Origin of the sequence: Apilactobacillus kunkeei (assembly GCF_001308195.1) — a bacterium.
In the GTDB taxonomy this organism is placed as follows: Bacteria; Bacillota; Bacilli; order Lactobacillales; family Lactobacillaceae; genus Apilactobacillus; species Apilactobacillus kunkeei_C.
On sequence record NZ_JXDF01000004.1, the window covers coordinates 1 to 14,101 of the forward strand.

Consider the following 14,101-nt stretch of genomic DNA (forward strand, 5'->3'; position numbering starts at 1 on the left):
CTATCTGACCAAAAATCTAATGCGAAGTCCCAATTGGATGCTGAAGCAACCAAGGTCAAACAAGAAATTGATGCTGACAATAGTTTAACTAGCTCAGAAAAAGCAACTCAAAAATCTAATGTAGATAGTGAAAAGTCAACTTATCAAGGTAAGATTGACGAGGCCACCAATGCTGATGATATCAAAACGGCATCTCAACAAGGTATCAAAGACATCGATGCTCAATACGTTGCAGGTAAGACATCAGTAGCCGATCAAAAATCCAATGCAAAAGCCCAACTGGATGCTGAAGCAACCAAGGTCAAACAAAAAATTGATGCTGACAATACTTTGACTAGTGATGAAAAAGCAAAGCAAAAGGCCAATGTTTACAGCACTAAATCAATTGATCAAACTGCTATTGATATGGCAACCAATGCTGATGATATTAATACTGCATGGCACAAAGGCATCCAAGATATTGATAATCAATACATTCCTGGTAAGACATCTCTAGCGGACCAAAAGGCTAATGCTAAGAGTCAATTAGATGCGCAAGCAGCCAAGATTAAGAGTGATATCGAAAATGATGCAACATTAACGCAAAATCAAAAGAATGACCAAATGAATCAGTTAGCAGCTCATAAAGTTGCTGCTGAGCAAGCAATTGATAATGCTGCTGATGCTGATGGCATTAATAAAGCATTGGATGATGGTAATTCAAATATGGCAGAAGACCATCAACCTGGCCAGGCAATTGATAATCAAAAGGCATCTGCAAAACAAGCTATTCAAGCTGAGGCCAACAAGGTAAAAGCTGCTATTGCTGCCGATTCCAGTTTGACTAGTGAAGAAAAAGATAATCAAAATAGTGCTGTAGATTCAGCTTTTGCCGCGGCCCAAAGTAATATTGACCGTTTAACAAATGCCGACGATATCAATACAGCAAAGAAGCAAGGTATAACAGACGTTGATGGCAAACACGTATCAGGTACACCATTAGATACGCAAAAATCTACCGCTAAGTCACAAATTACTAATGAAGCAAACAAGATTAAGCAAGACATCGCAAACGATGCAACATTAACTCAAGCGCAAAAAGATGCTCAAACTGCTAAGGTAAATGCCGACGCAGATGCCGCATCAAAGGCAATTGATAATGCAAGTGATGCCGACAGTGTTAATAAAGCAATCAGTGATGGAACAAGCAACATTGATGCTGATCACACTTCCAAGGCACCAGTAGACAGTCAAAGATCAGATGCTTTAAACCAATTAGATGAAAAAGCAGCTAAGGTTAAACAAGACATCGCAAACGATGCAACATTAACTCAAGCGCAAAAGGATGCTCAAACTGCCAAGGTAGACGCCGACGCAGCCGCTGGTAAACAAGCAATCCAAAACGCTACTGATGCTGATAGCATCAACAAGGCACTAAGTGATAACAGTGGTCAAATCGCTAAAGACCATCAACCAGGAAGCTCAGTTGATAATCAAAAGGATTCTAACAACACTAACTTGGATGCTGAAGCAACCAAGGTTAAGAACCAAATCGATGCTGACGTTTCATTAACTGGTAAAGAAAAAGACCAACAAAAGAGTAATGTGGAAAGCGTAAAGGCAGCTGCTGAAGCTAAGATTAATGCTGCAACTAATGCTGATGGTATTAAGGCTGCATACGACCAAGGTATCAAAGATATTGATGCTCAATATGTTCCAGGAAAGACTTCATTACCTGACCAAAAGGCTAATGCAAAAGCTCAATTAGATGCCCAAGCTGCCAAGATTAAGCAAGACATCGCAAACGATGCCACATTAACCCAAAGTCAAAAAGATGCCCAAATGGCCAAGGTTGATGCTGATAGACAATCAGCTGAATCAGCAATTGACAATGCTAAAGATGCCGATGGTGTTAACCAAGCAATTAGCGATTGGAATGGAACTATTGAAAAAGATCACCAACCAGGTAAGCCAATTGCTGATCAAAAAGCTGACGCTAAGGCAGCTATTCAAGCTGAAGCTGACAAGGTTAAAGCGGCAATCGATGCAGACCCAACTTTAACTAGTGATGAAAAGGCTGATCAAAAGAACAAGGTTGATAGTGTAAGCTCTGCTGAACAAGCTAAGATTGATGGTTTAACAAATGTGGATGACATCCATAACCAAATCACTCAAAGTGTGTCCGACATTGATGATGTACACCAATCAGGTGAGAGTTTAGCCGACCAAAAGGCAGCTGCCAAGTCACAATTGGATGCTCAAGCAGCTAAGATTAAACAAGACATCGCAAATGATGTGACATTGACTCAAGCTGATAAGGATGCTCAAAGCGCCAAGGTTGATGCAGATACAAATGCCGGCAAACAAGCAATCGACAACGCAGCTGATGCTGATAGCATTAACAGCTTGATTAAAGACAACAAAGATAAGATTGCTGCCGACCACGTTTTACATGCATCGGTAGATGACCAAAAGGCAAGTAATAAGAAGACATTGGACGACCAAGCAGCCAAAGTTAAACAAGATATCGCAAACGATAACACATTGACTCAAGCTGAAAAGGATGCTCAAACTGCTAAGGTAGAAGCTGATAAGGAAGCTGCTGAAAAGGCAATCGACGCTGCCTTAGATGCTGAAGGTGTCAAGAAAGCCACTGATGCTGGTAACGATAAAATCAATGGTGACCATGTACCAGGTGAATCAGTTGATGATCAAAAGGCTGCTGCTAAGAAGCAATTGGATGACCAAGCAGCTAAGATTAAACAAGACATCGCAAACGATACAACATTAACTCAAGCTGAAAAAGACGCCCAAAGCGCAAAGGTTGACGCTGATAGAGACGCTGGCGAAAAGGCCATTGATGGCGCAATTAATGCCGATGACATCAACAAGTTAATCAGTGACACTACAGGTAAAATCAATGTTGACCACACTTCAGGCCAAGCAGTAGCTGATCAAAAGACAGCTAAGAAGAATGACCTAGATACAGAAGCGAACAAGGTTAAGGCAGCTATTGATGCTGACAACACCTTAAGTCAAGCCGAAAAGGATGCTCAAAAGGCAGCCATTGATGCTGATGTTAACGCTGGTAAGAAGGCTATTGACGCTGCTTCCAACGCAGAAGGTATCAAACAAGCCGTAGACAGTACCAACCAAAAGATTGATGGTGAACACCATTCAGGTAAGTCTGTGGCTGACCAAAAGAATGATGCTAAGTCACAAATGGATGCTGAAGCCGATAAGGTTAAGGCAGCTATTGACGCTGATGACACTTTGACCGGTGCCGAAAAAGCACAACAAAAGAAGAATGTTGATGATGCTAACAAAGCTGCCCAAGCTAAGATTGATGATGCTTCAAATGCAGATGAAATTAACGGTGCAATCAAAGATGGTAATACTAATATTGATGGTCAACATAAATCAGGTACATCAGTTAAGGATCAACAAGATGCTGCTAAGAAGCAATTAGATGATCAAGCAGCTAAGATTAAGAATGATATTCAAAATGATGTAACATTAACTTCTGACCAAAAGAAGGAACAAACAGATAAGGTAGATGCAGACAAGACTGCTGCTGAAAAAGCTGTATCTGCTGCTACAAATGCAGACGATATTAATAAGGCAATTAGCAATGGAAACGATAAAATTTCTAATGACCATCAATCAGGGACATCATTAGATAAGCAAAAATCTGACGCCAAAAATGCGGTTGATGCTGCAGCTAAAAGTACAAAAGATAAAATCGATTCTGATAACACCTTAACCAGTGCAGAAAAAGAAGCACAAAAGAACAAGGTTGATAGTGAAGCAGAAGATACTAAGAAGAACATTGATGCAGCAACTAATGCAGACGATATCAATGATTTATCTGACAGAATGATTGGAAATGTTGATAACAACTATGCACCAGGAACACCATTGTCAGATCAAAAATCTGCTGCTAAGAAACAACTATCTCAAAAATTAGATGATTTAATTAAACAAATCTTCGATGATGACACATTAACTACCGACCAAAAGAATGCTCAAAAAGCTCAAGCAACTTCAGATATGAATGAAGCTTCAAATGCAGTTGATAACGCCAAAGATGCAGATAGCATTAACAAAGCAGTTAGTGATGGTAACGGTAAGATTAATGCTGATCATAAACCAGGCACATCAGTAGATGATCAAAAGTCTGCCGCTAAGCAACAATTAGAAGCACAAGCTGCTAAGACTAAACAAGACATCCAAAACGATGCCACATTAACTCAAGCACAAAGGGATGCCCAAGTTGCTAAGGTAGATGCAGACAAGACTGCTGCTGAAAAAGCGGTTGATGATGCCACAGATGCTGATTCCATTAACAAGGCAATTGCTGATGGAAACAACAATATTTCTAACGATCATCAATCAGGAACTTCAGTAGATACTCAAAAGGACAACGCCAAAGCTCAACTAGATGCTGAAGCAACCAAGGTTAAGAGTGATATCGACGCAGATAACTCCTTAACCAGTGATGAAAAAGACGTTCAAAAGGCTAAGGTTGATGCCGATGTCAAAGCCGGAAAAGAAGCTATCGACAATGCCACAGAAGCTGATAACATCAACAAAGCAGTTAGTGATACTAACGCTCAAGTTGATAAGGAACACGTACCAGGCACACCAGTAGATAGTCAAAAATCTGTTGCTAAGAAACAATTGGAAGACCAAGCTACTAAGATTAAGCAAGACATCACAAATGACGCCACATTGACCCAAGCAGAAAAGGAAGCACAAATCGCTAAGGTTGAAGCTGACAAGACTGCTGGAGAAAAGGCAATTGATGATGCCAAGAACGCGGATACAATTAACCAAGCATTGGTTGATAGCAATAACTCTATCGTTTCTGATCACGTTCCAGGTAAGTCACTAACTGACCAAAAGGACGCAGCTAAGAAGCAACTAGATGCTGAAGCTGACAAGACCAAGGCAACCATTGATGCTGACAAGACATTGACTAGTGCTGAAAAAGCACAACAAAAGGCTAATGTGGATGCCAAGAACAAGGCAGCCCAAGACAATGTTGATGCTCAAACTAATGCTGACAACATCAATGCAATGACTGCTCAAGGTGTTGAAGAAATTGATGCTCAATATGTACCAGGTAAGGTTTCATTGAGTGATCAAAAGACTAATGCCAAGGCTAAACTTGAAGGAGAAGCTACTAAGGTTAAGAACGATATCTTAAATGACGCCACATTAACTAAGGCAGAAAAGGATACCCAAATGGCTCAAGTAGATGCTGATAAGGCCGCTGGAGAAAAGGCTATCGAAGATGCTTTAGATGCTGATGGTATTAACCAAGCAGTCAGTGATAGCAATGCCAAGATGGATGCCGATTACGTTCCAGGCAAGACTTCACTACCAGACCAAAAGAGCAACGCCAAGGCTCAATTAGATGCCCAAGCTGCCAAGATCAAGAATGACATCGCAAATGATGCCACTCTAACCCAAGCAGAAAAGGATGCTCAAATGGCTCAAGTAGATGCTGATAAAGCTGCCGCTGAACAAGCCATCGACAACGCACCAGACGCTGACAGCATTAACCAAGCTATCAGCAATGGTAATACTAAGATTGCTTCTGACTATGTTCCAGGCAAACCAGTTGATGACCAAAAGAGTGCCGCTAAGGCTGACCTAGATGCCAAGGCCGCTAAGGTTAAGAATGACATCGCAAACGATGCCACATTGACTCAATCTGAAAAGGATACTCAAATGGCCAAAGTTGACGCTGATAAAGCAGCCAGTGAACAAGCTATTGATAATGCAACTAATGCTGATAGCATTAACCAAATCATCAGCGACACCAACGCAAAGATTGATGCAGATCATGTTGCCGGTCAATCATTGGATGCTCAAAGATCAGCTGCAAAGGCAAGAATTGAAGAAGAGGCCAACAAGGTTAGAGCGGCAATTGATGCTGATAAAACATTGAGCAGTGCTGAAAAGGCACGTCAAAAGAAGAATCTTGAACGTGCCAAGGTCAATGCTGAAGCAGAAATTGATTCATCAAGAAATGCAGATACCATTAAAGCTAGGATTTTGCCACAATTACACATCTTGGATATTCAACATGTTAAGAAACAAAACAACGGAAGTGGTCCTGAACAAACTATTCCACGTAATGTTTACATGGTTAAGAACTTCTACAGATACCTAAGCACTACCTTCACTAAGAAGAACCGTGTTCAAGGTTACAAGGCTACATCCCGTCCAAACGCTGTAATGTTTAGAATCATCGGTGAAACTACCAACAAGAACGGTGTAAAGAGATACAAGGTATACCAAATCGTTGTTAAGAAGAACGGCTCATTCAAAGTGGACCGTAAGAAGTGGGGTTACATCACCGCTAAACCTTCTTACATGAGACCTTTGTACTACCGTAGCAACGTTCAACAAATCAAGGTTATTGGTAAGGGAATCCGTGAATACAAGAACGTTAAGTTAAGTAAGGCTGTGAAGGGCTACAAGCACGGTACTGTTTTGAAGGTCAAGGCAGTCAAGAAGTACGGTAGCACATACAGATTACAATTAACTAACGGTCACTACATTACCGCTAACAAGAACTTGGTTCGTAAGCAAACAACACCACGTAACGTCTACATGGTTAAAGGATTCTACAGATACTCAAGTGTTAACTTCAGTCACAAGAACAGAATCCAAGGTTACAAGAAGCAAGCTCGTCCAAACGCTGTGATGTTCAGAATTGTTGGCGAAACTACCAACAAGAATGGACTAAAGAGATACAAGGTATACCAAATCGTTCGTAACAAGAAGGGACTATTTAGAGTAGATCACAAGAAGTGGGGTTACATCACCACTAAGCCTTCATACGTAAAACCTTTGTACTACAGCAGCAAGGTACGTTCGGTTCGCGTAATCGGTTCTAGAATCCGTGCCTACAAGAACGTTAAGTTAACTAAGTCTGTTAAGTCATACAAACGCGGAACTGTTTTGAACGTTAAAGCAGTGAATAAGATTGGTACTACTTACAGATTGCAATTAACTAATGGTAGTTACATCAGTGCTAACAAGAACTTAGTTCAAAAAATTAAATAACATTTGCTTAAAATGATTTAGGCAAACGAAAAAACGACTCGCCAGTAATTGGTGGGTCGTTTTTTATATTTATTTTGACAAACTAGGAAAATCCACTTAGTATAATTAATTATTAGAAAACGATTAGAGAAATTGAGTGATGACGATGAAGATTATCAATACATTGGGCCCTAAGCAGACCGATAGCTATCAAGCCGCCCAGTATCTTGCAGAAAGACAAGAAGTGGATATCAGACTACACGCTAGTTTTGATGATATTTATAGTGACCTAGCAAAACTAAAAGGGCAATATATGTTGGTACCAGTGGCTTTCCGCAGTGCGCAAAGTAATGATAACTGGGTCGATAATAACTACAAATACGTCGATCAACTAAAGATTATCGATACTTTTTTCCTACCGACCATGCCGATGATTTTGGTGCATAATCTACACCAAGATAATCAAAAAGTCGTTTTACACCCTGCTACATCAGCGTTCTTACATGATTTTGACGTCGATTTAATCCATGACTACGTTTCCAGTAAACCAGAAGCACTGAAAAATTTTTTACGCGGTGATTATGCCTATGCGATTGTCAGTGAGGAATGGTTTGAAAGCTCGACGAATCAAGGGATTGACGGTAGTCAGTTTGAAGTGATTAAACGTTTTTCTCCTACCATGATTTGGTGTCTGTATAAAATAATTGGCAAATAAACGTTGACAATTATTGCGTTTAGAATTATGCTTTCTCTAATGATAATTTAATGATATTTTAATTTAAAACCGAAGGAGGATGTAATTTATGAAGAACTTAGCAGCCAGTTATTATAGCAACTATTGGTACTTTATGTAGTGCTTGCATTTGATTTGTTGGATGCAAGCACATGATGCTTGTATCTAACGAAGTTGCTATAACAAATTCGATTAGATACCTGTAAAGTCTAATCGAGTTGCTGTTAAGTGGGAGTTCGCCCGAATACTAACCGTTCGATTAGATGATTAACTAAAAAATCTAGTCGAAGGTATAACCATAAATTATATTCTTTTAGAAAACGTCGACTAGATTTTGTCTAGTCGGCGTTTTTTTACTTCAGGGGGAATTAAAAATGGAAATGATTAATGAGGATCACAATATTCATATTACAAGTAAGAAGAGATTATCTTTAGCGTTATTCATCAATTACTTCGTGCATGGCATGGTATTGGTAATCTTGATGCAAAACATGTTGTCACTGGCACATAGCTGGTCAACTTCCATCGCAGTCGTGTCATACGTAATTTCCGGTATCGGAATTGGCCGTCTGATTGCATACCCAATCACAGGAATCCTATCCGATCGACTAAACAGAAAGACATTCGTATTAATTGGCATGATTTTATACATCATCTTCCTATCTGCGATGCCATTTGCTAGCAACATTGTATTCGCGTACATATTAGCAATCTTGGCAGGTGTTGGGAACTCAGCATTGGATGCTGGAACCTACACCACTTTGGTTGAAATTAACAATGGTTCAGGTAAGTCGACAGTGTTAATCAAGGCCTTCATGTCAGCGGGGGATTTCATCCTACCACTACTAGTCTTTTTCCTAGATAGCAGACATTTATGGTTTGGAATTTCATTCATTCTTCCTGCGACCATCTTGATTTTGAACTTAGTCAACATCCTAAGTATCAAGTTCCCAGACATTCAACAAATTAACGACAGCATGGAAATGATTAGTTCATCTATCAGCAAGGTAAAGAAGATTTTTGCCACTATCGGATTACTGGTATACGGATACACTTCAATGGCTTTAATGCTTATCTTCACCCAATGGATTACTTTGTACGGCCTAAAAGTGCTTCACCTAAGTGCGATTACCTCACACTTCCTACTTTCCTTGTACAGTATCGGATCAATTACCGGGGTGTTAGTAATTTCATTTATTTTGAAACAAAAATCATGTGAAGAACTACTAGTCGTTATCTTGAACTTGACCGCTTTATTAGCACTTGTCGTGATTAACCTAGCAACAACAACGCTAGTCGTTGAAGCGGCCAGTCTAGTATTTGGCTTCTCAGCAGCTGGAGGGGTAATGCAAACTGGTCTAACAATCTTCATGAAACTATTCCCTAAGCACAGAGGCGCCATCACCGGAATCTTCTACTTCTTCGGTAGTATCGCTTCACTAACCGTCCCATTGGTAACTGGTTTCCTATCAACCAAGGGCATTGGTTTAGCATTCAACTTCAGCATCCTAATCTCACTAATCAGCTCAGTCTTCGTGATTTTAGTAATGATAATTATGAAATCCAACAAGGAGTAGGGCCATGCAAGAAATCAGAAAACAAATTACCGACATTGATAACGAGATTATCAAGTTGTTAGAACAACGCTTTGAACTATGTAAGAAGGTTGGCGAGATTAAGCGTGCAAACAATCTCCCAATCTTAGACGAAAAAAGAGAACAAGAGGTTCTAGCGGGGATTGAATCCACCGCAACAAAGTACGGCGAAGAAATCAAAATCGTCTTTGAAGAAATCATGCAACAAGCTAAAAATATCGAATAGGAGAATCAACTATGAACTTTATCACAGCAGGAGAATCACACGGACCGCAATTAACTGGAATCTTAGAAGGTGTTCCAGCAGGATTAAAACTAGATATCGACGCGATTAACGATCAACTAGCCAAACGCCAAGGTGGTTACGGTCGTGGTAACCGCCAGGCCATAGAACACGATGTTGTTCAAATTACCGGTGGGGTTCGCCACAAGATTACCTTGGGTTCACCAATTTCATTAACCGTGATGAACAGAGACCACAAGCACTGGAACGAAATCATGGACCCAACTGCAGAAGAAACCGCGGAAAACTCAGTCAGAAAGGTGACTCGTCCCCGTCCTGGTCATGCCGACCTAGTTGGTGGGATGAAGTACAACCACCGCGATTTTAGAAACGTTTTGGAACGTTCATCCGCCAGAGAGACCGCTATGCGTGTCGCTATCGGTGCCATCTGCAAACAACTACTAGAACAATTAGGCATCAACATTGTGGGCTACGTCAAACAAATTGGCCAAGTTAACGCCGACGTTGACCATCTACTACCGGTAGCTGAAATCGAAGACAAGATTAAGAACAATGACCTACGCGTTTTAAATGAAGACAAGGTCGATGAAGTCCACGCCATGATTGATCAAACCAAACGTGATGGTGATACCCTTGGTGGAATTATCAAGGTCGTTGCCGAAAACGTCCCAGCTGGTTTGGGTAGCTACACTGGGTGGAATCAAAAATTCGATGCCCGTCTAGCGTTCGCCGCAATGGGTGTGAATGCCATGAAGGGGGTCGAAATCGGTGAAGGATTCGCAGCGGCTACCAAGTTTGGTAGTCAGGTAATGGATCCAATCGACTGGAACGAAGAAAAGGGTTGGTTTAGAGACTCCGACAATCTTGGTGGGTTCGAAGGTGGAATGACCAACGGAATGCCAATTATTGTCCAAGCCGCAATGAAGCCAATTCCAACACTATACAAACCTTTAAAGAGTGTCGACGTTAACAGCAAGGAAGTCAGCAAGGCCAACATCGAACGTTCAGACGTAACGGCGATTGTTCCGGCTTCCATCGTGATTGAAAGTGTAATTGCGATTGAAATTGCCAATATCATTACCGAAACTTTCGACGGCAGCAACATGGAAAGATTAACCAGACAACTAAAGGATTACAGACAAGAAATTAAGGAATTCTAGGAGGAAAAGCGATGAAAAAATTAGTAGTAAATCTGAATACTGGTTTGCATGGCGACCTAGCAGTTCCAGGTGACAAAAGCATTTCTCACCGCAGTGTCATCCTGTCTTCCATCAGTGAGGGCACCAGTCACATTCATCACTTCCTAGCTTCCGACGACTGTATTTCCACCATCAATGCCTTCCGTGAAATGGGCGTAAAAATTGATTTAGCTGGGGATGAACTAACTGTAGACGGCGTCGGTTTGAATGGATTACAAGCACCGCAAACTAAGTTAGACATGGGGAACTCCGGAACCACCACCCGTTTACTATCAGGCCTATTGGCCGCCCAAAAGTTCACCACAGAATTGATTGGTGATGACTCATTATCCAAACGACCGATGAAACGCGTGAGTGAACCGTTATCAATGATGGGTGCCTCAATTGAAACTACCGACGGCCACTTACCAATGACCATTAATCCTGGGTATATCAAGGCGGTGAAATACGACTTACCAATTGCGAGTGCGCAGGTCAAAAGTGCGATTATCCTGGCTGCTTTAAATGCCGATGAGGACAGTGTCATTATCGAACCACAGGTGACCAGAGATCACACCGAAACGATGCTGAATCAGTTTGGTGATAGTGTGATTGAAAGACACGGCAATGCAATTACTGTTCATCACCAACCTAAATTAACCGCACAGGACCTCAATGTTACTGGCGATATCTCATCAGCCGCATTCTTCTTGGTCGCCGCCACATTGGTACCAAACTCACACATTGTGTTGAAAAACGTCGGCATTAATCCCACTAGAACTGGGATTTTAGACGTATTAATCAAAATGGGTGCTAACATAAAACTACTTAATCAAACCAACGGCAGTGAACCAACCGCCGACATTGAAGTGACATACACACCGGATTTAAAACCAATCGAAGTGAATGAAGAAAGTATCCCATTGATGATTGATGAGTTACCCTTGGTGGCCTTATTGGCTGCTAGAGCTAATGGTCATAGCACCATCACCGGTGCCGAGGAACTGCGTTTTAAAGAAACTGACCGCATCAAGACGGTGGTAGAAGAACTTAGCAAAATCGGCATTCACATTGAAGAACTACCCGATGGTTTTTCAATCGATGGTGCCAAGGATTGGCAGGTAGTCGATTCCTCATTGGACAGTCACGGTGATCATCGAATCGGGATGACTTTGGCGGTGGCAGCACTGTTATTAGATACTGACGTGCAATTGAATGGCGAAGATGCGATTAGCATTTCCTACCCACAATTCTTCGACCACTTACAAAATTTATCAGACTAGGAGGTGTCGGGATGGACGCAATTATTATTGGATTCATGGGCAGTGGTAAGACCACCGTCACCCAGTTATTAGCCGAGAAGTTAAACGTGAAATTCATGGACTTGGATAGTCTGATTGTCGACCACATTGGCCAATCGATTAGCGACTTCTTCGAAGACAATAGTGAAGAAAAGTTTCGAGAAGTTGAGACCAAGGTTTTAAAACAATCGGTTAGTCTAAACGGCATCTTAGCGACTGGTGGAGGTACGCCAATCTACAACGTTGATGTCATCAAGAACATGGACTTGCCGGTCTTTTTATTGGATGCCAAAGACGAGACCATCCAACGTCGGCTAAGTGAAAACGAGGGCCGTCCACTAGTAGATAAGCACGGGTTAAATGGGATTATCGAGTTGAAGCATGAACGAGACGTCATCTACAACGAGCTATCCGACCACACTATTTTTACCGATGACAAGACACCCTTAGAGGTGGCAGACGAAATACTAAATATCCTAAGCAAATAAAAAAGACTGCTCAAACGAGCAGCCTTTTTATTTTGTTATTGAATCGATGTTTTCTTTGTTTCTGGACCAAAAATCGCGATGAATAGTGAAGCAAAGATGGCAATCGCAGAGATAGCGATGAATAGGGATGTAACCCCATGAGCCTTAATAATCCAAAGAACAAAGTAAGGGGAAAGTGTCGTCAATAGTTTAGCAACACCGTTTGCATAACCATTTCCTCTGAATCGAAAGTCAGTGGTAAATAGTTCAGGAGCATATACGGAGATGTTGCTGGCCATTGATAGGTACATAAGCATGGTTAGTACAAAACCATTAATCAAAATACCGGCACTAGTAGTTTCAAAAGCATACATAATTCCGGCAACCGCAATAAGTACAAAAGAAGGAACAATTGTCTTCTTTCTACCAATCACATCGACTAGGATTACTCCCATCAATGCACCAAGGGGAGCACCTGTCATCATGATGGTGGAGAACCACATTGAGTGAACGATGTTTAGTCCACGACTCAATAACAAGGTTGGTACCCATGATGTGAACATGTATTGGCAAAGCAAAGTAGCGGACACACCGACAGTAGCGATGATGGTACCTTTGAAGCGACTGATGTGACCGTTGTCGTTTTTCTTCATTTGGTTCTTATCATAGTGGCCATTCTTTTCTAGTTGGTTGATAATGACGTTTGCTTTCTTGTCATCATGATGACTGATTAGCCAACGTGGTGACTCTGGTAGATTACGACGCATGAACCAAACAATTAGCGCGAATACACCTAAAACGATGAACATTGAGCGCCAACCGAATCGACTTATCAAAATAGTAGACAAGAAGAAACCAAAAGGTGCCCCCAGGTTGGCAATCACTGAGGCAAAGCCACTCCATTTACCTCTGTTTTTAACGGGAGCAAATTCGCTAACCATCGCAAACCCGGTAACGACTTCCGCACCTAATCCGATTGCAGCAATGAAGCGCATAAAGATTAGGAAATAGATGTTAGGAGAGAAGGCAGCAATTAATGTTGCGAACCCAAAGATTAATAGATTCCATTGAAATGCACTGCGTCTACCAAAGTAATCACCGATAAATCCAGTAATAATTGATCCGATAAATAAACCAAAAAATCCGGCAGATAAGAACATTGAACCCTGTGTCAGGCTAGCAAAGTGGGTGGTAACAATTGATGAGTTAACATTGCTTGCCATATAAACGTCTGAGCTATCCAGCAGTAGTCCGACTCCGACTAAACTAAACACCTTAAAAAACAAAGGTGATTCTTTTGCAGAGTCCATTCTTTCGCCAAGATTATTCTGGCTATCAATCATATTGATCATAAGCATTATCCTTTCGTGATAAAAAAATGTTGGATTTATCCCATTTATCCATGACCATTCATAATTTCAGACTGAGTATATTCCTCGAGTTTTTTTATTTCAAATTAAAATTGGTCTAAATCATGTGAATTATTTGTTTATAACCATTCTAAATAAAACGAAAAAGGGCGTGAAATCGGTGTTAAAACAAGTT

The 14,101-nt window shown here is 41.1% G+C and carries 8 protein-coding genes; 7 read left to right on the top strand and 1 reads right to left on the bottom strand.

The genetic code is table 11. From position 1 onward, the window contains the following. The 7 genes from RZ78_RS07485 to RZ78_RS00640 all read left to right on the top strand — a co-directional run. Positions 1 to 7,059, top strand: a 7,059-nt coding sequence (locus RZ78_RS07485) for a DUF1542 domain-containing protein (RefSeq protein ID WP_054607775.1), incomplete at its 5' end; no start/stop codon positions are given. A gap of 145 nt (positions 7,060 to 7,204) precedes the next feature. Then, entirely contained in the window at positions 7,205 to 7,753 is a 549-nt protein-coding gene (locus RZ78_RS00615) for a hypothetical protein (RefSeq protein ID WP_155451829.1), read from the top strand. Between the two features lie 392 nt (positions 7,754 to 8,145). Further along, positions 8,146 to 9,348, top strand: a complete 1,203-nt coding sequence (locus RZ78_RS00620) for an MFS transporter (RefSeq protein ID WP_237756968.1) — start codon at positions 8,146 to 8,148, stop codon at positions 9,346 to 9,348. Positions 9,349 to 9,352: 4 nt separating this feature from the next. Continuing rightward, positions 9,353 to 9,592, top strand: a complete 240-nt coding sequence (locus RZ78_RS00625) for a chorismate mutase (RefSeq protein WP_054607777.1) — start codon at positions 9,353 to 9,355, stop codon at positions 9,590 to 9,592. 11 nt (positions 9,593 to 9,603) lie between these two features. Continuing rightward, entirely contained in the window at positions 9,604 to 10,770 is a 1,167-nt protein-coding gene (gene aroC / locus RZ78_RS00630) for a chorismate synthase (protein WP_054607778.1), read from the top strand. Positions 10,771 to 10,781: 11 nt separating this feature from the next. Continuing rightward, positions 10,782 to 12,071 (top strand): 3-phosphoshikimate 1-carboxyvinyltransferase, encoded by a 1,290-nt coding sequence (gene aroA, locus RZ78_RS00635; RefSeq protein ID WP_054607779.1) that lies wholly within the window; start codon positions 10,782 to 10,784, stop codon positions 12,069 to 12,071. A gap of 11 nt (positions 12,072 to 12,082) precedes the next feature. Next, positions 12,083 to 12,577, top strand: a complete 495-nt coding sequence (locus RZ78_RS00640) for a shikimate kinase (protein ID WP_054607780.1) — start codon at positions 12,083 to 12,085, stop codon at positions 12,575 to 12,577. A 35-nt stretch (positions 12,578 to 12,612) separates the two neighbouring features. Here the strand turns inward: RZ78_RS00640 and RZ78_RS00645 are convergent, their stop codons facing one another. Beyond that, positions 12,613 to 13,908 (bottom strand): MFS transporter, encoded by a 1,296-nt coding sequence (locus tag RZ78_RS00645; protein WP_191978820.1) that lies wholly within the window; start codon positions 13,906 to 13,908, stop codon positions 12,613 to 12,615. Positions 13,909 to 14,101 lie beyond the last annotated feature (193 nt).

Bases quoted from the DNA above. Each gene is read 5' to 3' on its own strand.
- RZ78_RS00615 (WP_155451829.1), top strand. From the start codon at position 7,205: ATGAAGATTATCAATACATTGGGCCCTAAGCAGACCGATAGCTATCAA.
- RZ78_RS00620 (WP_237756968.1), top strand. From the start codon at position 8,146: ATGGAAATGATTAATGAGGATCACAATATTCATATTACAAGTAAGAAG.
- RZ78_RS00625 (WP_054607777.1), top strand. From the start codon at position 9,353: ATGCAAGAAATCAGAAAACAAATTACCGACATTGATAACGAGATTATC.
- aroC (WP_054607778.1), top strand. From the start codon at position 9,604: ATGAACTTTATCACAGCAGGAGAATCACACGGACCGCAATTAACTGGA.
- aroA (WP_054607779.1), top strand. From the start codon at position 10,782: ATGAAAAAATTAGTAGTAAATCTGAATACTGGTTTGCATGGCGACCTA.
- RZ78_RS00640 (WP_054607780.1), top strand. From the start codon at position 12,083: ATGGACGCAATTATTATTGGATTCATGGGCAGTGGTAAGACCACCGTC.
- RZ78_RS00645 (WP_191978820.1), bottom strand. From the start codon at position 13,908: ATGATCAATATGATTGATAGCCAGAATAATCTTGGCGAAAGAATGGAC.